The following is a 19,128-nucleotide window of genomic DNA, read 5'->3' as shown; positions in this document are numbered from 1 at the left end:
CTTCAGGTGTCGACCAGAACAAGCCCAAGGATATGTATCAATACGAAACTATTTAATCCTAAAAATGATCTCACCTCAATATATTCCCGCCAGGCCTGACCAAAATACGCCGGACCGTCGCGCCCCCGCACACCCGGGTAAGCCCGAGGTTCAAGCGGCGTCCAGTTCGCGGTATTGGCGGAAAATATCCTCACCAAACGGAAGCCGTCTGCCGCTTGCAAAGTAAGCCTGCAGCGCCGGAAGCTCCGTCACGCGTTTATGCAGCGCAAAGACGTTGGGATAATGCGCCGCGACAGTGCCCATGCGCTTGGGGAAGGCATAAAGCAAGCCATCGGTCAGATGAAACAAGGACAGGTCCACATAGGTCCAATCCTTGCCGCCGGCCAGCCAGGCATCCGGCCCGCCCAGGACCCGTTCAAAATAGTCCAGGAACTTTGGAATGCGCTCTTCGCGGAACACGCGGGCGCGGCGCGCGGCCTCTTCCATCTGGTCTTCGTAGTATTCGTTGGCGGAAATCGGGTGATGGGTGTCGTGCGCCTCGGCCACCATGTCGGCGATCGTGAGCTGAAGCTGGTTCACCCACAGGCGCCCTTCGAGCGATTCCGGCGCAAGGCCATGCTTTTCGCCCAGGAACAGCAGGATGTTGGCCGTTTGCCCCAGTGTCATCTCTCCCGCCACCAGATAGGGCGGAGCGAAAGGCGGATGCCGGCGCGCGGATTGCATGTCCCCGATCAGCGTGGTTTCATCGGCGCCAGGTTCGCGCGCGCGCTCCCGATACGGAATACCGCCCGCTTCCAGCGCCAAGCGCACGAACTCACCGCGCCCGGGAATGCCATTCCAATACCAAAGGTCGTAGGTCATGAGGTCTCCTTCGTGTCAGGCAAGCGTAGGCTCCCAGTCTGAAGGCACAGTCCCGCGCAAGCAAGACGCCATTACGCTTGCGCGGCGTCTTCCAGGATCATTTCAGCGCCGCGCTCGGCCACCATCATGACGGCCGCCTGGGTATTGCCGGACACCATCTTCGGCATGACGGACGCGTCCACCACGCGCAAACCGGACACGCCGTTCACACGCAGCCGCACATCGGTGACGGCAAAGGCGTCCGACCCCATGCGGCAGGTGCCGATCGGGTGGTAGATGGTCTGCCCGTTGCGCCGCGCAAAATCCAGCCATTCGGCTGGGCTGTCCACGGCAGAGCCGGGACTGACCTCGGACTCCACATAGCGCTGCATGGCGGGCTGCCCCACGATGCGGCGCGCTGCCTGCATGCCCCCCACCAGGCTGTCGCGGTCCAATTGGGCGGACAGGAAATTGGGCCTGATCGACGGGGCGGCCAGCGGATCGGCTGATTTGATATGAATGGTGCCGACGGACTCGGGCCGCAGTTGCGCCACGCCTATCGTCATGCCCGGATGCCTGTCCAGGATGCGTTCGGCGGCATTGGCGTAACTGGCATGGACGAAGAAGAACTGCACGTCGGGTGTGGGCAGGTCCGGCGCGCTCTTCACGAATCCATGCACCAGCCCCGTGCCCAGCGTCAGGATGCCCTTGTGGCGCAGGTAGTAGCGCGCCACCTGCCGTGCAAGCCGCCAGCCGCGCGACATCTCGTTCAGGGTCACCGTGTCCTTCACGCGCCAGTTCATGCGCGTGGCGAAGTGGTCGATGTAGTTCTCGCCCACCTGCGGCTGCGCATGCACCAGAGCAATGCCGAAGGACTGCAGCAAGGCCGGATTGCCCACGCCGGACAGCTCCAGCAGTTGCGGCGACTGCACAGCGCCCATGCACAGCAGCGTTTCGCGCCTTGCGCGCACCGTGTATTCCTGCCCGTTCTTGCGATAGGCCACGCCCACGCAGCGCTTGCCCTCGAACACCAGACGCGTCACGTGAGCGCCACATTCCACGCTGAGGTTCTTGCGGCCGGCGGCAGGCTTCATGTAGCCGTCCACCACGCTCCAGCGCCTGCCGCGATGCTGCAGAACCTGGTAGTAGCCCACGCCCTCCTGGCTGCCGCTGTTGTAGTCAGGGTTGAAGGGCTGGCCGTCTTCCCGGGCGGCCTGCAGGAAGGCGTCCGACAGCGGAAACCGTTCGGCCACTTCTTCCAGGTGCATGGGGCCGCTCGTGCCGCGGCCGTCGCCGCCGGGCGCGTAATTTTCGATCTTGCGGAAGATGCGCTCCGCCTGGGCATGGCCCCAACCGACCGCGCCGGCGGCCTCCCAGCCGTCGTAATCCTGCGGCTGGCCCCGGACGTAGATCATGCCGTTGATCAGCGTCGATCCCCCTACGCCCTTGCCGCGCGGCACGGCGATGGTCCGGCCATACACGTTGTCTTCCGGCTCGGTCGCAAAGCGCCAGTTGTAGTCGGGATTCACCAGCAGCTTGGAGAAGCCCGCAGGAATGGGAATCCACATGCTGCGGGCCTCTTGCCCGGCCTCGAGCATCAGCACGCGATACTTGCCGTCGGCGCTGAGCCGGTTGGCCAGGATGCATCCGGCCGTGCCGCCGCCCGCGATGATGAAATCGTAGTCGCCCATCGTTATCCACCGAATTCCGAATATGGCTGCATGGGCTTACCGGGCAGGCGCCACGCCCAGCATTTCCACCATCAGTTCAATCTGGCAGGCCAGCATGGGCGCGCCATAATGAACCTTGCAGCCGCGCGCTTGCGCGGCCTGCAGCAACGCCGTGTCGCGGGGCTGCATGATGACTTCGCACACCAGTTGGTCCGGCGTCAGGCGGCTTGCATCCAGCGGCAGCGGATCCCCTTCCTTCATGCCCAGCGATGTGCCATTGACGACCAGGTCATGGCCGGACGGATCGGACGTGCCCACCTCGATCCGCGCACCGGGATGCAGCGACAGGATGCGGGCCTTCAGGTCCTCTGCCTTGGCCGGTGTACGGTTGGCGATGGTCAGCCGCGAAACACCTGCCTGGACCAGCGCGAAACCGATCGCGTTGGCCGCGCCGCCCGCGCCGGCCAGGTACACGGTTTTGCCTTCAAGGGATACGCCGCAGCTTTGCAGCCCACGCACGAAGCCCTCGCCATCCAGCATGTGGGCCACCAGCCGGCCGTCGGCCTCGCGGCGCAGCACGTTGGCCGCTCCGATCTTGCGCGCGACGGGCGTGGCCTCGTCGGCCAGTTCCAGGATGGCTGTCTTGTGGGGAACGGTGACGATCACGCCGCCCAGGTTCTCCAGGTGGCGCAGTCCTTCGACCACCGCGGCCAGATTGTCGGGCCGCGCATGAAACGGCACGCACACGCCGTCGAATCCGATCTTGGCGAAGTGCTCGTTCATGCGCTGCGGCGTCTTCACATGGTGGATCGGGTCGGCCAGGATGCCGAACAGACGGGTGTTTCCGCTGATTTCCTTCATTGTCTTCTCCGGGATCAAGTCTTGATGAACTGGCGCGCGACGTCGCCGATGCCCAGGGCATCGAGCTTGTAATGGGCATACAGGGTGGTGGGCGGCGCGATGAGGCTGTATTCATCATAAATGCCGTGGCGGCGCAGGCGCGTGCCGGTGCCGGCATCGGCCAGCACCTCGGCCACGGCCGAGCCCAGCCCGCCCAGCACGTTGTGTTCTTCCACCGTCATCAGCAGGCGGGCGCGGCTGGCGGCGGCCAGCACGGCTTCGCGGTCCAGCGGCTTGATGGTGGGCATGTCGATCACGCCCACGGACAGGCCTTCCTGGCGCAGTTGTTCGGCGGCGGCCAATGCGGCATGCAGCGTGATGCCGCAGGCGACGATGTTCAGATCGCTGCCGGTGGAATGCACGATGGCGCGGCCGAACTCGAACGGCGCGCCGTCTTCATAGACCTGCGGATCGCGGCCACGTCCGATGCGGAAATAGATGGGTTCGGGCCAGTCCACCGACGCCTTGATGGCGGACGCCAGTTGTGGGCCGTCGGCGGGCGAAACCACCGTCAGGCCGGCCAGGGCGCGCATGGTGGAGATGTCTTCGGTGGCATGGTGCGAAGTGCCATAGAAGCCCAGGCTGATGCCGGTGTGGTGCCCGATGAGGCGGACCGGGAGCTTGGTGTAGGCCACATCCATGCGGATCTGTTCGCAGCACAAAAGGCCCAGGAAGGACGCGAAGGTGGCCACGAAGGGCATCACGCCCGTGGTCGCCAGACCCGCCGCGGCGGACACCATGTTCTGCTCGGAAATACCGAACTGGATATAGCGGTCGGGATAAGCCTGCGCAAAGCGGTTCAGTCCGTTGGAATACTGCAGATCGGCCGAACCGGCGACGACGGGATGCCCGGCCTGGGCCAGCTCGATCAGCGCGTCGGAAAGATAGGACAGCCCGGGGTTCACCGCGTTGAGCGCGCGGTACTGCCAGGAATCGGGGGAACGTACTTGTGCCTGTGCCATTCAGATCTCGCGGGAGAGGATTTCGTCGACGGCGCTTCGCGCGTCTTGCGGCGCCAGATAGCCCAGGTGCCAACCCGGTTCGGTTTCCATGTAGGACACGCCCTTGCCCTTGATCGTGCTGGCGATCACGCACGCCGGCCTGGCGCGCGCGCCGTCCGCGCGCAGGCGGCGCAGCAAGCCGGTCAGCGCGGCCAGATCGTGGCCATCGACCTCATGGACTTCCCATCCGAACGCCAGCCACTTTTCCTTCAGCGACTCCACGCCCATCACGTCGTCCACCTTGCCGTCCAACTGATAGCCGTTGCGGTCGATGATGGCCACCAGACGCGACAGGCGGTTGTGCGCAGCGAAGAGCGCCGCCTCCCAGACCTGTCCTTCCTGCATCTCGCCGTCGCCCAGCATCACGAAAACGTTGAAGTCACGCTGGCTCATGCGGCCGCCCACCGCCATGCCCACGCCATTGGACAGCGCGTGGCCGATGGACCCCGAGCTGAAGTCGATGCCGGGCACTTTGCTCATGTCGGGGTGATCGCCCAGCGGGCTGCCCAGCCGGGTATAGCCGTCCAGCAGCTCGCGTTCGATGAAACCGTGGTCGGCCAGCACCGGGAACAACCCCACCGCCGCGTGGCCCTTGCCCATCAGAAATCGGTCGCGGTCGGGCCAATGCGGTTCGCCTGGCCGCAGACGCATCACGTCGTAGTACAGCGCGGCGAAGATTTCCGCGCATGAAAAGACAGAGCTGTAGTGCCCGACCTTGGCGATCTCGATCAGGCGGATGGTCTCAAGCCGGATGTGGCGGGCCTTTTCCCGCAGCCTCGCGATTTCTTCGCCGGTCGGGGTGTCCTGATCCTTGCGCATCGCGCCTCCTCTCTCGTTTAGAATATATGATATATAATATACCCATTGCGTTCGAATTGGCTACGGCGGGCTAGAATTCATCCTGGAATCACCGCTACCCACATACAGCAAGCCAGACACGTCATGCCCAGCCTCAAACCAATAAAAAAAGAGAACCTCTCCGTCAGGGTCTACAACGAAATCCGCAATGCCCTGATCAATGGGCAGTACGAACCCGGCGAGCGCCTGATCATTGGGGAATTGGCCCAGGAAATGGGCGTGTCCATCACGCCCGTACGCGAGGCGATCTTCCGTCTCATCAGCGAACAGGGGCTGGAAATGCAGGCGGCCACGGCTGTCTACGTGCCCTACGTCAATTCGGAAAAACTGCGTGAAATCCAGCAGATCCGATTCCATCTGGAAGGGATGGGCGCGGCCGAAGCGGCCCAGAACATCACGCGCAAGCAACTGGACAATCTGATCGCCCTGCAGCGGGACTTCATTTCCTGCACATCCACCGACCCCAAGCGCGCCAGCTACCTGAACCGCAAGTTCCACTTCGCCATCCTTGAAGCCAGCAACAAGCCCATCCTGCGCAGCACGGTGGAATCGTTCTGGGTCATTACCGGCCCCATCCTCAAAGTGTTCCACGTCAAGACGGCGGGGTTGGACTACTCCACGGACGAACACCGCCACGAAGCCGTCATCGAAGCCCTTGAAGCGCGCGACTCCGAACGCGCCCGCAAGGCCATCCAGGCCGATCTGGTCTGGGGCGGCAAGATCATGATCGACTGGCTGGTCGAACGCGAAAAAGAACTCGACTACCGCCCCCCCGGGGCCCGCAAATAGGAAGACCCCATGCTGAAGGTTTTTGGAGCCCCCGGCCGCTACATTCAGGGCGCGAACGCCCTGGACACCCTGGGCAAGTACGCGGCCTTGTTCGGCCGCCACGCGGCGCTCGTCATCGACAGCTACGTCCACGGCGTGCTGGGTCCAAGAATCGAAGCCTTGTGTGCCGCGCACGGCGTGGCGCTTGCGCCCTTGATCGTCGAGGGCGATCTGACCCCGGAGGTCATCGCGGGCCTGCGCGCGCAGGCGTCCGCGGTGGGCGCCGACATGGTGATCGCCGTTGGCGGCGGCAAGTCGCTGGACGCGGGCAAGGCGGTGGCCAAGTCCTCGCACTGCCACTTGATCACCGTGCCCACGGTGGCGTCCAATGACGCCCCCACCAGCAAGAATTACGTCCTGTACGACGCGCATCACAACCTCCTGGCGGTGGAGCACATGCTGTTCAACCCCACGATCGTGCTGGTGGACACCGCCATCATCGCGACCGCCCCCGTGCATTTCTTCCGCGCGGGCCTGGGCGACGCAATCTCCAAGAAATTCGAAGCCGAGCAATGCCGGAACAACGGCGGCATGAACATGTATGACGCGGCGCCTCTGTTGACCGCCCAGTTTATTGCCGACGGCTGCCTGCGCACCCTGCTGGCCGACGGCGCAGATGCCGTGGCCGTGGCTGGAACCGGCCAGCCCACGCCGGCCTTTGAGCGCGTGGTGGAAGCAATGATCCTCATGAGCGGTCTGGGCTTTGAGAGCGGCGGCCTGTCCATCGCCCACGCCCTGACGCGCGGGCTGCCCAAGATCAACGGCGTAGCCACGGCGCTGCACGGATTGCAGGTTGCCGTGGGCCTGCTGGTGCAGCTCGATCTGGAAGACCGCGCCGATGGCATGCTGGCAGACCTGACGCAGTGGTATGCCCAGGTGGGCCTGCCGACCACGCTGCGCGAGCTGGGCGCGGCGGGCACGCCGTCCGATGCGGAGCTGACGCTGGCGGCCGACCTGAGCCTGAAGGCCCGCCACGCGGCCAACTTTGATCGTGTGCTGGATGTGAACATGCTGGCTGAGGCCCTGCGGCGCCGCGCCTGACGCCGAGGCGGCCGGCTCCATGCCGGACGCCCCGGACAAGCCGCGCTGACCGGCCGCAGCCGGCGCGCGCCCTTTCGTCAGAATGCGACGTTGTCCTTGCCCTTCAAGCCCAGTTTGGCGCGCGCCTCGTCCGGCGTGGCGATATCGAGGTTCAGCGCTTCGAGGATGCCGCGGATGCGCTCGACCTGGACGCGGTTGGATTCCGCCAACTGGCCCGGACCGATCCACAGGGAATCCTCCAGCCCCACCCGCACATTGGACCCCATGGCCGCGCCGATGGTCGCAAGCTGCATCTGGCTGCGGCCCGCGCCCAGGATCGACCATTCATAGTCGTTGCCGAACAGGCGGTCGGCCGTGCGCTTCATGTGCATCAGGTCTTCGGGGTGCGGGCCGATGCCGCCCAGGATGCCGAATACAGACTGGATGAACGGCGGGGACTTCACCAGGCCGCGGTCCACGAAGTGCGCCAGGTTGTAGAGATGGCTGATGTCATAGCATTCGAACTCGAAGCGCGTGCCATTGGCATTGCCGAGCGTCAGGATGGATTCGATGTCCTGGTAGGTGTTGCGAAAGACCAGCGACCGGCTGTTCTCCAGGTGCTCGCGTTCCCACTCGTGTTTGAAGTCCTTGAAGCGGTCCAGCATCGGGAACAGGCCGAAGTTCATGGAGCCCATGTTCAGCGAAGCCAGTTCCGGCTGGAAGGTGGTGGCCGGGCGCATGCGCTCTTCCACCGTCATGTGGGGGCTGCCGCCGGTGGTGATGTTGATGATGGCGTCCGTCTCGCGCTTGATGCGCTCCAGGAAGGGCTTGAACAGCGCCGGATCCTGCGACGGCTTGCCCGTCCGCGGATCGCGCGCGTGCAGATGCAGCACCGCTGCGCCGGCCTTGGCGGCGCCGATGGCGGCTTCCGCGATCTCGTCGGCGGTGACCGGCAGGTGCTGCGACATGCTGGGCGTGTGGATGGCGCCCGTCACGGCGCAGGTGATGACGACTTTGGGTTTGGGTTTAGCCATGGTTGTCTCCGTTGCTTTGCTTGTGGCGCATCAGGCGCATCAGTTTTTCGTCGCGCCAGAAGCGGCGCCTGGGAAGATCTTCGTGTGGCAGCAGGCTGCGCCGCTCGTTGGACAGGGCGTCGACGAGCGCTCCTTGCCAGGCCACGCATTCGCCCTGCGTGGCCCCGATGGATTGATAGAGGCCGCCATAGCGCTCGCAATAGTCCGCAATGCCGCCCGGGGCGTTCAGATCGATGGTTTCGAACGGCCCCATGAAGGACCAGCGCAGGCCCAGGCCATCCTTGACTGTCGTGTCGATGTCTTCAGCGCTGGCGATGCCCTCGCTGGCCAGCCGGAAGGCCTCTTGCAGCAAGGCGCCTTGCAGGCGGTTCAGGATGAAACCTTCGATCTCTTTGCGGACCAGCACCGGTTTCTGGCCGATGGCGGTCATCACCTCGCGCGCGCCGTCCAGCGCCTCTGCGCTGGTCCAGGGCGCGGGACACAGTTCCACGACCGGTATCAGGTAAGGCGGATTGACCGGATGCGCTACCAGGCAGCGGTGCCGGCCTGCCAGATGCTCGGTGAACAGGCTGGCGGGGATGCTGGAAGTGGAGCTGGCGATCACCGCGTGCGGTTCCGCCAGCGCGTCCAGTTCCGAGAACAGCGCGCGCTTGATCTCCACCTTTTCGGGGGAGTTTTCCTGGATGTAGCAGGCGCCCTGCAAGGCGTCCCGCAGGCTGCCGGCCGTCTGGACGCGTTCGACGATGGCGTCGGCGTCGTCCAGGAGGCTCTGGACTTCCAGTTCGCGCAACTGTTGCAGGATCAGCGAGCGGGCCTCGGCCAGCATGGCGGCGTTGACGTCGTAGAGCCGTACGTCCCAGCCCATGCGTGCGAACACGATGGCCCAGCCCTGGCCGATCAGGCCGGTCCCGATGATGGCGGCGCGGCGCGCCGGGGAGCCGGCGCCCATCAGTAGAGCTTCTGCGTGAAACCGTCCACCACGATCGCCTGGCCGGTGACGCTGCGCGCGGCTTCGCTGGCGTTGAACAGCACCATGTTGGCGATGTCGCGCGCGGTCACCATGCGGCCCAGCACGGCTTGGTCTTCATACTGGCTGGCGATCTCTTGCACCGGACGGCCCAGGGTGCCGGCCTTGGCCGCGATGACGGCACGGATCCGCGGCCCTTCGACCGCGCCGGGCAGGATGGCATTGACCCGGATGCCATGGCCCCCGAGTTCGATGGCCAGCGACTTGGTAAAGCCGATCACCGCCCACTTGGACGCCGAGTAGACCGAGCGCCCCGCGAATCCCAGATGGCCGGCGGCCGAGGACAAATTGATCATCACGCCCGCGCTGGACTCCTTGAGGAGCGGAATCGCCTTCCTTGCGCACAGGAACTGGCCGGTGATGTTCACGGCCAGGGTGCGGTCCCAGTCGGCTTTGGACAGGGTTTCCACGTAGCCCGTGGGGCCCGCCACGCCGGCGTTGTTGACCAGGATGTCCAGGCCGCCCAGTTTCTGTTCGACGGCGGCAAAGAGCGCTTCCACGCTGTCTTCGTCCGAAACGTCCGCCCGCGCCGCATGCACGCCGGGCAGTTCGGCCGGCAGCGCGGCCAGGCGTTCTTCATTCACGTCGCACACGAACACCTTGGCGCCCGCGTGGCGGAACACCTTGGCCATTTCCAGGCCCAGCCCGTCGGCGCCGGCGGTGATCAGCACCTTTTTGCCGGCGAAATCAACTTCCTCGAACATGTTTCCGTCTCCTAGGAACATTCTTAAAAGCGTATTTCATGATATACGATATATGATGAAAACAGCTATTGTCTGGCGCGTAGAACGGCGATTTCGGTGGCACGGAGGTGCAGTTCGCCTGACGGAATTATGCGCGCATTTAGGCTCAATATTGGCCGCTGGGGCTTTATTCATGCGGTTTCAGGGAATTCCCTGATTCGGCTTGCGGGCTCCGACACTAGAATCCAAGGCGAGGGTCATTCGCCCTGCCGGCTCATATATCATATATAGAAAAAGACGGATATCACTCAGACCAGTCCGCATCCCATACCAACAAAGGAGCGTAGACAGTGTTCACATTCAACAAAATTGCGTTGGCGCTGGGCGTTTGCGGCGCGCTGGCAAGCGGCACCGCGGCAGCGGACATCAAGGTAGGCGCCCTCTTCCCTTTCAGCGGCGCGCTCGCGCTCCTTGGACAAGAGAGCTATCGCGGCCTGGAACTGGCCGTCAATGAGATCAACGCCGCGGGGGGAGTCAACGGCGAGAAGATCCAGATCGTCAAGGCCGACGCCGTGGACCCGACGCAGGCCGTGTCGGAAACCAAGCGCCTGATCTCTTCCGATGTGGTGGGCGTGTTCGGCAGCTATGCGTCCGGCATCTCGTATGCGGCCTCGCCCGTCACCGAACTGGCCGGGGTGCCGTACTTCGAACTGGGCGCCACGGCGCACAAGATCACCACCCGCGGCTACAAGTACCTGTTCCGCAGCAACCCCAACACCGCGCTGTATGGCGTGTCGGTCGTGAACGCGCTGCATGACACCATTGCCCCGGGCATGGGCCTGAACCCCAAGGAAATCAAGATCGGCATCATCCACGAAGACGGCCCCTATGGCACGGACGTGGCGGCGACCGAAAAGAAACGCGCGCAGGAATTGGGCTACAACGTGGTCGAAGTCCTGCCGTACTCGGCCAAGACGGTGGATCTGTCGTCCCTGATCCTGCGCCTGAAGGGCGCGAAGGTCGACGTGGTGCTGCAGACGGCCTACCAGAACGACGCCATTCTTTTCTTCAGCCAGGCGCGCGCGGCGGCCTTCAAGCCCAAGGTCGTGATCGGGGCGGGCGGCGGCTATTCGCTGGCGGACACCGCCAAGGCCGTGGGCGCCGACATGAACGGCGTGTTCGACCTGGACTTTCCCCAGGCGTCCATCAATCCGGCCGGCGCGCCCGGCCTGGACAAATTCCTGGATGCCTACAAGACCACCTACAAGAGCGATCCGCAATCCGGCCACAGCCTGACCAACTACGTCGGCGCCAAGGCCTTCTTTGAAGCCATCGGCAACGCCAAGTCCACCGACAAGGACAAGATCCGCGCCGCGGTCCTGGCGTACAAGAAGCCCGCCGGCCAGACCGCCAACGGCTGGGCCTTCGACTTCGGTGAAGACGGACAGAACAATGCATCCACGTTCTATGTGATGCAGTGGCAGGACGGCAAGCTTGTCACCATCGCGCCCGGCAACCTCGCACTCGGCAAGCCCGTCTTCAAGAAATAAGCGCCACGCCTGCGGTCGGCGCTAGGGCCTGACCTATCCGGGACCGGCGCTCCCCGTTCTTGCCCGCTGCATGGCAAGAACGGGAGCGCTTCCCGCACTTAGAGGTTGCACCATGGAATTATTCATTCAACTGGTCATCAATGGCCTGTTGCTCGGCGGCGCGTACACCATCATCAGCCTGGGGCTGACGCTGATTTTCGGCGTCGTCCGCGTCGTGAACTTCGCGCATGGCGAATTCCTGATGATAGGCATGTACATGGTCTATCTGATCGCGGCGCAGTTCGGCGTGCATCCGTACGCGGGCCTGATCCCGGTCGCCGTCATCCTGTTCGCGCTGGGCGCGCTGACGCAGAAGGGCATCATCCAGCCGCTGCTCAATGCCGACCAGCACATCCAGATCTTCGCCACGGTGGGCGTGTCCACCATTCTGTTGAACCTTGCGCTGGTGATCTTCGGCGCCAATGTCTACCGCGCGCCGGTTGAGCTGGGCACGAACGCCATCAGCATCGGTCCGTTCTCGATGGTGACCGGCCAGCTTGTCACCTTTGTGATCGGCCTGAGCCTGGCCGTGCTGCTGCACCTGTTCATGCACCGCACCTACCTGGGCCGCGCGTTGAGGGCCGTGGCCCAACACCGCTACGCGGCCACCTTGATGGGCGTGAACGTCAATAACGTATACGCCATCGCCTTCGGCCTGGGGACGGCCTTCGTGGGCATCGCCGCCGGCCTGCTGGCGCCGCAGTATCCGGTGTTTCCCACGGTCGGCACGTATTTCGTGCTGACCGCCTTCGTCATCGTCGTGCTGGGCGGGCTGGGAAGCCTTTACGGGGCGGTCGCCGGATCCATGATCATCGGCATCGTCGATACCCTGGCCGGCTTCTACATCGCTCCCGACCTGAAAGAGGTCGTGTATTTCGGGATCTTCCTCTTGATCCTTGTCCTGAAACCGAACGGCCTGTTCGGCGTCGGTACAGAGTGACCAGAACACCAAGGAGCGAGACGTGTTTCCCGACTTTCGACATCCCAAAACCTACGTCAGCGTCATCTTGCTGATCGTCATGTTCCTCGTGCCCGTCGTCATGGGCACTCCCTTCTGGACCAACCTGTTCGTCCTGCTGTTCGTTTTCTCCGCCCTGTCGGTCGCCTGGAACATCGTGGGCGGCTATGCAGGCCAGCTGTCGCTGGGCCACGCGGTGTTCTATGGCATCGGCGGCTACACCGCCACCCTGCTCACGCAGAACTTCGGCATCTCGCCGTGGTTCGGCATGTTCGCGGGCGCGGCCATTTCGGCGGCGGTGGCCATCCTGATCAGCTATCCCACGCTGCGCCTGCGCGGCCCCTTCTTCGCGCTGGCCACCATCGCCATCCTGGAAGTGGTGCGCCTGCTCGTCATCCACGAGGAAAGCTGGACGGGCGGCTCCAGCGGCATCAGCCTTCCGCTGAATATCGGCTGGGCTTGGATCGTGTTCCGCGAGAAGGTCAACTACGTCATCATCGCGTTCGGATTGTTCCTGTTCGTGACCTGGGTGTCGTGGTTCATCCGCAAGTCGCGCATCGGGCACTACCTGATCGCCATCCGCGAACGCGAGGATGCGGCGCTTGCCGTCGGCATCCACACCGTGCGCGTGAAGATCATCGCGTCGGTGGTGTCCGCCATGCTGACCAGCATCATCGGCACCTTCCACATCACCTACCTGACCTTCGTCGATCCCAGCTCGGCGTTCTCGCTGGAACTGTCCATCCAGGTGGCCATGTTCGCCCTCATTGGCGGCCTGGGCACCGTGTCCGGCCCGATCGCGGGCACGTTCCTGGTGCTGCCCATCGCCGAGCTGGCGCGCGGCTGGCTGAGCAGCGTGGGCAACGGCATGCACGGGCTGATCTACGGCCTGATCCTGGTGGCGGTGGTGCTGACGATTCCGCGCGGCCTGGCCGGCGCATTCGGCCCGTTCGTCGAGCGCCTGCTTGCCCGCCTGCCTTACCTGGGCAAGCCCCGCCCGAAGCTGAAGCTGGCCGACGAGATGCGCCTGCGCGGCGCCACGCGCACCGACCAGCCCGTACTGAAGGCGGACAAGCTGTTCAAGAGCTTCGGCGGGCTGCGCGCCACCAACGACGTGTCGCTGACGCTGAACCAGAACGAGATCCTGGGCATGATCGGTCCCAACGGCGCCGGCAAGACCACGGTCTTCAACCTGCTGTCGGGCTTCCTGTCGCCGGACAAGGGCGATATCTCGATGCTGGACGCCGACGGCAACTGGGTGACCTGCAAGACCCCCGACGCGTTTGCGCACAAGGGGCTGGGCCGCACGTTCCAGATCGCCAAGCCGTTCACGGGGCTGACGGTGCTAGAGAACATCATGCTGGGCGCGTTCATCCGTACATCGAACCGCGACGAGGCCGAACAGATCGCGCTGAAGGTGGCCGAGCAGACCGACCTGGTCAAGCACCTGAACATCGAGGCCCGCAGCCTCACCGTGGGCGGGATGAAGCGTCTGGAGATAGCCCGCGCGCTGGCGATCAGGCCGCGCATCCTGTTGCTGGACGAGGTGATGGCGGGGCTCAACCCCACCGACATCGAGAAGTCCATCCAGATGATCCGGCGCATCCGCGATTCGGGTGTGTCGGTGCTGCTGATCGAGCACATGATGCAGGCGACGATGGCGTTGTCCGACCGCATCATCGTCCTGAACGAGGGCGGCGTGCTGGTCAGCGGGGCGCCGAAGGACGTGGTGGAGAACCCCGCCGTCATCGAAGCCTATTTGGGCAAGGAGTACCAGGATGCTTAAGGTTTCGAATCTGTCGTCGGGCTATGGCAAGAGCCAGGTGCTCAATGGCCTGAACTTCGAGGTCAACGCGGGCGAGATCGTGACCCTGATCGGCGCCAACGGCGCGGGCAAGACCACCACGCTCAAGACCCTGTGCGGCGTGATCGGCGCCACGCAGGGCAAGGTGGAGTTCGAGGGCCAGGACCTGACCAACCGCCACCCCTACGACATCGTGGACGCGGGGATCACCATGATCCCCGAAGGCCGCCAGCTCTTCCCGCACTTCACCGTGCGCGACAACCTGCTGATGGGATCCTACAAGCGCGCGGCGCGGCCCATCGTGCAGCGCAAGCTGGACGAAGTCCTGCGCATCTTCCCGCGTGTGAAGGAACGCCTGGGCCAATACGCCGGCTCGTTATCCGGCGGCGAACAACAGATGGTGGCCATCGCGCGCGGCATGATGGCCGACCCCAAGCTGCTGGTGTTCGACGAGCCGTCGCTGGGCCTGTCCCCGCTGCTGGTGCAGCAGATGTTCGACATCATCCGCGACGTCACCTCGCACGGCGTGACGGTGCTGCTGGTGGAGCAGAACGTATTCCGCACCTTGCGGCTGGCGGACCGTGGCTATGTGCTGGAGAACGGCGCCATCGTGCGCACCGGCACGGGCCCCGAGCTGCTCAGCGATCCGCATGTCAAGAAAGCCTATCTGGGCCATTGAATCCAAGGACCATCGTCTTATGTCTTTACGCTGCACATTCATCGATCACGGCAAGGGCGGCGCGCCCGACTGCATGCGCGTCGCGCAACGCGACATGGAGCCGCCCGAGGGGCGGCAGGTACTGATCGAGGTCGCCTATGCGGGCGTCAACCGTCCCGACGTGCTGCAACGCTCGGGCTCTTACCCGCCGCCACTCGGCGCCTCGCCCTACCTGGGCCTGGAAGTGTCGGGCACCGTCGTGGCCGTCGGCCCCGAGGTCCGTGCCTGGAAGGCCGGCGACCAGGTCTGCGCGCTGACGCCGGGCGGCGGTTACGCTCAGTACTGCCTGGCCGACGAACGCCACTGCCTGCCGGTGCCGCGCGGCCTGGACCTGCTGTCCGCCGCCGCCATACCCGAGAACTACTTCACCGTCTGGACCAACGTATTCGACCGCGCGCGTCTGTCCGCCGGCGAGAAATTCCTGGTCCACGGCGGCTCCAGCGGCATCGGCCTGACCGCCATCCAGCTCGCGCGCGCCTTCGGCGCCGAGGTCTGGACCACCGTCGGCAACCAGCAGAAGGCGGACGCCTGCCTGAAGGCCGGCGCGCACCACGCCGTGCTGTACCGCGACAAGGATTTTGAATCCGAGGTGCGCGACGCCACCGGCGGCGCCGGGATCGACGTGATCCTGGACATGGTGGGCGGCGCCTACATCAACAAGAACCTGCGGCTGCTGGCGCTCAATGGGCGGCTGGTGCAGATCGCCTTCCTGGAAGGCAGCAAGGCAGAGATCGACGCCCTGCCCATCATGATCAAGCGCCTGCAGTTCACGGGATCCACGCTGCGCCCCCGTTCGGACGACGACAAGGGCGCCATCGCCCAGGCGCTGGCCGCCAAGGTCGTGCCGCTGGTGGAAAAAGGCCAGTGCCTGCCGCTGATACACGAGGTGTTCCCGCTGGCCGAAGCGGCGCGCGCGCACGCGCTGATGGAGAGCAGCAAGCACATTGGCAAGATCATGTTGAAGGTGCGGCAATGAGCCCGCGCTTCCAGGATCAGGTCGCCATCGTCACGGGCGCGGTCGGCGGCATCGGCTCGGCGATCGTCGAAGGGTTCCTGGCTGAAGGCGGACGCGTCGGCCTCATCGACTTCAACTCGCAAGCCGGCCAGGCCTATGAGAAAGAGCTCAGGAAACGCGGCCACGATGTCTGCTTCGTCCACGCGGACGTCTCGCATTTTGACCAATGCCAGGCTGCCTACGACCGCATCACGGCCGAACTGGGCGCCGCGACCATCCTGGTCAACAACGTCGGCATCTCGCCCAAGACGAATGGCCGCGCGCTGAAGGTCTGGGAAATGTCTCCCGCCGAGTGGAACAACGTGGTCTCGGTGAATCTGAACAGCGTGTTCTACATGACGCATCTGGCCACGCCGCACATGGTGCAGGCACGCCAGGGGCGCGTGATCAACATGTCGTCGGTGGCGGGCAAGGCGTATTGCGACATCGTGGCGGCGCACTATGCGGCAACCAAGGCCGGGCTGATCGGCCTTACCCGCCACTGGGCCGCCGAACTGGGCGAACACCAGGTCACCGTGAACGGCCTGGCCCCGGGGCGGATCAGCACGCCGTTGCTCAAGAGCGTGCCCCAGGAAATCAATGACGCCGTCGCCGCCGTGACCGCGATGCGGCGGCTGGGCACGCCCGAGGAAGTGGCGGACGCCTGCCTGTTCCTGGCCTCGGATCAGGCGCGCTTCGTGACCGGGCAGGTGCTGGATGTGGCCGGCGGCTGGTTGATGACATAGCAAAAGGCCCGTCCGAATCCGAACGGGCCTTTATTTCGCGGGAACCGAAGTCAGCGTTGGACGCCCAGGCGGTAGACCACCGTGTCCAGCCGGCTCACGCCCGCGCCCTGGAACTTGGGCTCTTTATCCAGGATGTCCCGCCGGTCGATGATCGTCGCGGGCGATACGCCGGTGAAGATCGCCTGCACCTCGGCATCCACCACCGAAAACGGCGGCCCGGCCATCTCTTCCTGGGGATAGTCCAGGGTGATGAGCAGGCCCCGGTAAGCCGGTGACAACTGCCCAAAGACGTGGCGCACGTAGTCGGCGCGCATGCCGTCGGGCAGCGCCACCAGTGCCGCGCGGTCGTACACGCCGACGCAATGCGACAGCACCTGCGCATCCAGCTTGAAGATGTCGCCGCAGACGATCTCGATGTTGCCCGCCACGTAGTGCTTGCCATAAGGGGATTCGTGCGTGACGGGCCGCAGCTCGTTCTCGGCGAAAAACTGCTCCACCGCCAGCTGCGACAGCTCGGCGCCCAGCACCGGATGGCCCTGCGCCGCCAGCCAGACCATGTCCAGCGACTTGCCGCACAGCGGCACCAGCACCTTGCCGCCCGCCGGCACGGCCAGCGTCGGCCAATACTTCTGCAAGAGCGGCGTCACCCGCGTTTGATGAAAATGCGTGCGCCCGTCGCGCCACCGTTCCAACCAGAATTCCGCGTCCATGTCTTGTCTGCTCCTCCTATGAATCGTGTCGCATCTTCATCGCGGCGATTCGCACCCATACCGGGGCCGCCGCCTTCGCGCCCCCAGCGTAGCCGGGGCGGCTCCCACGATGCTTGATCGCGCTCAAAGCCGGTTCGGGGCATTGTAGTGCCCGCCCGCGGATGACGCCCGGGCGCCGCGCCGGGCCCTGTTATCCACGAAGGTTCCGGTATCGTAGAGGCCCGCAATGCCCTGGCCCGCCAACATGCTCGCAACACTTCGAACCCGCCTGTCTTTCTTGCTGCTGGCGGCCGCCCTGGCAGGTCCGGCGGCGCACGCGCAGGACGCCGCGCAACTGGACCACGCCTATCAGGCGGCGCTGCAGGCGGAAAGCGACGCACTGCGCACGCGTATCCAGAAATGGCCTCCCGCCATGCAGGCGCTGAACTCGCAAGTGTCGGCGGCACTGCGCGCCGGTAACCGCGACGAAGCGCGGCGCCTGGCCGAAAACATGGCAAGACAGGAACCCGGCAATGCCGACGTCAAGCTGTTCCTGGGCAAGCTTCAAGGCCAGCAGGGCAATATGGCCGCCGCGCTCGATCTGTTCGGCCAGTCCATCGCGCTGGATCCCGGCAACAAATGGGCGTACATCAACAAGGCGGGCGCCCAGGCCGAGCGGTCCGACATGCCCAACGCGCTGGCGACCACGCGAGCGCTGACGGCCAGATTTCCCGACTGGAGCATCGGCTACAACCTGCAGGCTTCCTAGCTGGACGCGATGGACCGCGAAGCCGAAGCGCTGGACGCTTATGCAAAGGCGGTGCGCGCCAAGCCGGCCAGCGCGCTCATCCTGACGAATCTGGGCAATCTGCAACGCCGGCTCGGACGATTGGACGACGCCCGCCTATCCTACGAGGCCGCCCTCCGCGTGCAGCCCGGATACGCCTACACCGAAACCCAGTTGGCAAGCATGCCGCGATAAGGCCTGTGCGCCCGGAGCCCCCTTGATACGCCGAACCCTGTTATTGACCCTTGGCAGCCTTGTCGCCTTGCCATGGCGCGCCCTGGCGGCGCCTGGCCGCGACGCCATCATCCGCCGGGTGTTCGCGGCCCCGCAAGATGGCCTGCCGTACGGCGCGCAACACGCGGCCCTGGTGCGCCTGTTGCGCGTGCAGTGGATGCCGGTCGAGTCCGGCGCGCCCGCCGTCGACTTCGAGCAGCCGCTGCTGGGCGGAGCCGATACCCTGGCCGTCGTGCGCGGCGCCTTGAAGACCGCCGACGACACGCTGGCCGTCCGGCGGCTGGCCGAAGTATGCCGCCTGATCCCGCGCTATGTGCAGACCCTCGGCAGGTTGCCGCCCGGTCGCTATGCCGTGCCGCCGGAAATGAAAGAGGCGTTCGACTTTCCGGAAAGCGGCGTGGATGCGCAGGGCATGTTCAACCTGCGCAAGGAACACCTGATCCTGTTGCGCGCAGCCATCTGGCGCGAAGTGGATGAACATGCGCTGCAGGCCGTTCTACGTGAAGGCGAACGCTTCTGGCCCATGCCGTACATCGACGGAAAGCGCCCCTACGGCAACGCCAGCTATTACCAGATCGACATGGCGCGGCTGCTTGGGGAATCCTACCCGCTGGATGCCAAGGGCTACGCCATCACCGATCCCGCTAAGGACGCCCGCCTGGAGCGGCTGCACTACGAAACGCTGGCGGCGCTGCAGGTTTTCCTGGGCCGCTCCACGGCCGCCAAGCTCAAACGGCCGGCGAGCTAG

General features: G+C 64.8%; 20 protein-coding genes. 11 read left to right on the top strand and 9 right to left on the bottom strand.

Translation table 11 applies throughout. From position 1 onward, the window contains the following. Window positions 1–150 precede the first annotated feature (150 nt). The 5 genes from ASE30_RS06945 to ASE30_RS06925 all read right to left on the bottom strand — a co-directional run bounded on the left by ASE30_RS06945 (window position 151) and on the right by ASE30_RS06925 (window position 5,230). Window positions 151–861, bottom strand: a complete 711-nt coding sequence (locus ASE30_RS06945; RefSeq protein ID WP_057283567.1) for a glutathione S-transferase — start codon at window positions 859–861, stop codon at window positions 151–153. Window positions 862–932: 71 nt separating this feature from the next. Beyond that, window positions 933–2,531 (bottom strand): GMC family oxidoreductase, encoded by a 1,599-nt coding sequence (locus tag ASE30_RS06940; RefSeq protein ID WP_057283566.1) that lies wholly within the window; start codon window positions 2,529–2,531, stop codon window positions 933–935. Between the two features lie 36 nt (window positions 2,532–2,567). Beyond that, window positions 2,568–3,371: a shikimate dehydrogenase gene (locus tag ASE30_RS06935; protein ID WP_057283565.1), complete on the bottom strand. Its 804-nt coding sequence runs from the start codon at window positions 3,369–3,371 to the stop codon at window positions 2,568–2,570. Window positions 3,372–3,385: 14 nt separating this feature from the next. Continuing rightward, window positions 3,386–4,372, bottom strand: coding sequence for a transketolase family protein (locus tag ASE30_RS06930; RefSeq protein ID WP_057283564.1), 987 nt, complete (start codon window positions 4,370–4,372; stop codon window positions 3,386–3,388). After that, window positions 4,373–5,230 carry a transketolase gene (locus ASE30_RS06925; RefSeq protein ID WP_057283563.1) on the bottom strand — a complete coding sequence of 286 codons (858 nt, stop codon included), beginning with the start codon at window positions 5,228–5,230 and terminating at the stop codon, window positions 4,373–4,375. 123 nt (window positions 5,231–5,353) lie between these two features. Between ASE30_RS06925 and ASE30_RS06920 the strand changes: the two genes are divergently transcribed. After that, the gene (locus tag ASE30_RS06920) at window positions 5,354–6,058 is read left to right on the top strand and encodes a GntR family transcriptional regulator (RefSeq protein ID WP_057283562.1); all 705 of its coding nucleotides are present in this window, start codon (window positions 5,354–5,356) and stop codon (window positions 6,056–6,058) included. A gap of 9 nt (window positions 6,059–6,067) precedes the next feature. After that, the gene (locus tag ASE30_RS06915; protein WP_057283561.1) at window positions 6,068–7,138 is read left to right on the top strand and encodes a glycerol dehydrogenase; all 1,071 of its coding nucleotides are present in this window, start codon (window positions 6,068–6,070) and stop codon (window positions 7,136–7,138) included. A 77-nt stretch (window positions 7,139–7,215) separates the two neighbouring features. On the opposite strand, the gene ASE30_RS06910 is transcribed toward ASE30_RS06915, so the two are convergent. Genes ASE30_RS06910 through ASE30_RS06900 form a run of 3 tightly spaced genes read right to left on the bottom strand, consistent with a single transcriptional unit; the run spans window position 7,216 to window position 9,882 of the window. Then, entirely contained in the window at window positions 7,216–8,151 is a 936-nt protein-coding gene (locus ASE30_RS06910; RefSeq protein ID WP_057283560.1) for a 3-keto-5-aminohexanoate cleavage protein, read from the bottom strand. After that, window positions 8,144–9,100 (bottom strand): 3-hydroxyacyl-CoA dehydrogenase, encoded by a 957-nt coding sequence (locus ASE30_RS06905; RefSeq protein ID WP_057283559.1) that lies wholly within the window; start codon window positions 9,098–9,100, stop codon window positions 8,144–8,146. The genes ASE30_RS06910 and ASE30_RS06905 overlap by 8 nt, the downstream gene beginning before the upstream one ends. After that, complete coding sequence (locus ASE30_RS06900) at window positions 9,100–9,882, bottom strand: SDR family oxidoreductase (protein ID WP_057283558.1); 783 nt, start codon at window positions 9,880–9,882, stop codon at window positions 9,100–9,102. The genes ASE30_RS06905 and ASE30_RS06900 overlap by 1 nt, the downstream gene beginning before the upstream one ends. A 329-nt stretch (window positions 9,883–10,211) precedes the next feature. Here ASE30_RS06900 and ASE30_RS06895 point away from each other — a divergent pair, with 329 nt between their 5' ends. The 6 genes from ASE30_RS06895 (at window position 10,212) to ASE30_RS06870 (ending at window position 16,670) form a co-directional block, all read left to right on the top strand. Then, window positions 10,212–11,411 (top strand): ABC transporter substrate-binding protein, encoded by a 1,200-nt coding sequence (locus ASE30_RS06895; RefSeq protein ID WP_057283557.1) that lies wholly within the window; start codon window positions 10,212–10,214, stop codon window positions 11,409–11,411. A gap of 112 nt (window positions 11,412–11,523) precedes the next feature. Then, entirely contained in the window at window positions 11,524–12,390 is an 867-nt protein-coding gene (locus ASE30_RS06890; protein WP_057283556.1) for a branched-chain amino acid ABC transporter permease, read from the top strand. 22 nt (window positions 12,391–12,412) lie between these two features. Further along, window positions 12,413–14,194 carry an ATP-binding cassette domain-containing protein gene (locus tag ASE30_RS06885; protein WP_057283555.1) on the top strand — a complete coding sequence of 594 codons (1,782 nt, stop codon included), beginning with the start codon at window positions 12,413–12,415 and terminating at the stop codon, window positions 14,192–14,194. Beyond that, complete coding sequence (locus ASE30_RS06880) at window positions 14,187–14,891, top strand: ABC transporter ATP-binding protein (RefSeq protein ID WP_057283554.1); 705 nt, start codon at window positions 14,187–14,189, stop codon at window positions 14,889–14,891. The genes ASE30_RS06885 and ASE30_RS06880 overlap by 8 nt, the downstream gene beginning before the upstream one ends. Before the next feature lie 19 nt (window positions 14,892–14,910). Then, complete coding sequence (locus ASE30_RS06875; RefSeq protein WP_057283553.1) at window positions 14,911–15,906, top strand: NAD(P)H-quinone oxidoreductase; 996 nt, start codon at window positions 14,911–14,913, stop codon at window positions 15,904–15,906. Further along, complete coding sequence (locus ASE30_RS06870; protein ID WP_057283552.1) at window positions 15,903–16,670, top strand: SDR family NAD(P)-dependent oxidoreductase; 768 nt, start codon at window positions 15,903–15,905, stop codon at window positions 16,668–16,670. The genes ASE30_RS06875 and ASE30_RS06870 overlap by 4 nt, the downstream gene beginning before the upstream one ends. 50 nt (window positions 16,671–16,720) lie before the next feature. Here ASE30_RS06870 and ASE30_RS06865 read toward each other — a convergent pair whose 3' ends face one another. Next, on the bottom strand, window positions 16,721–17,380 hold the full coding sequence (locus ASE30_RS06865; protein ID WP_057283551.1) for a thiopurine S-methyltransferase: 660 nt from the start codon (window positions 17,378–17,380) through the stop codon (window positions 16,721–16,723). 244 nt (window positions 17,381–17,624) lie between these two features. On the opposite strand from ASE30_RS06865, the gene ASE30_RS06860 reads away from it, so the two are divergent. From ASE30_RS06860 to ASE30_RS06855, 3 genes are read left to right on the top strand one after another with little or no spacing between them, the layout of a single operon-like run. Further along, a complete protein-coding gene (locus tag ASE30_RS06860) occupies window positions 17,625–18,128 on the top strand; it encodes a tetratricopeptide repeat protein (protein WP_235515196.1) in 504 nt (167 codons plus the stop codon). Between the two features lie 9 nt (window positions 18,129–18,137). Further along, window positions 18,138–18,341, top strand: coding sequence for a tetratricopeptide repeat protein (locus ASE30_RS29400; protein WP_235515195.1), 204 nt, complete (start codon window positions 18,138–18,140; stop codon window positions 18,339–18,341). Window positions 18,342–18,363: 22 nt separating this feature from the next. Next, complete coding sequence (locus ASE30_RS06855) at window positions 18,364–19,128, top strand: hypothetical protein (RefSeq protein WP_057283550.1); 765 nt, start codon at window positions 18,364–18,366, stop codon at window positions 19,126–19,128.

It is taken from the genome of Achromobacter sp. Root83, assembly GCF_001428845.1.
In the GTDB taxonomy this organism is placed as follows: domain Bacteria; phylum Pseudomonadota; class Gammaproteobacteria; order Burkholderiales; family Burkholderiaceae_B; genus Achromobacter.
The sequence above is the reverse complement of the archived record's forward strand: the minus strand, read 5'-3'. Positions and strand labels throughout refer to the sequence as shown.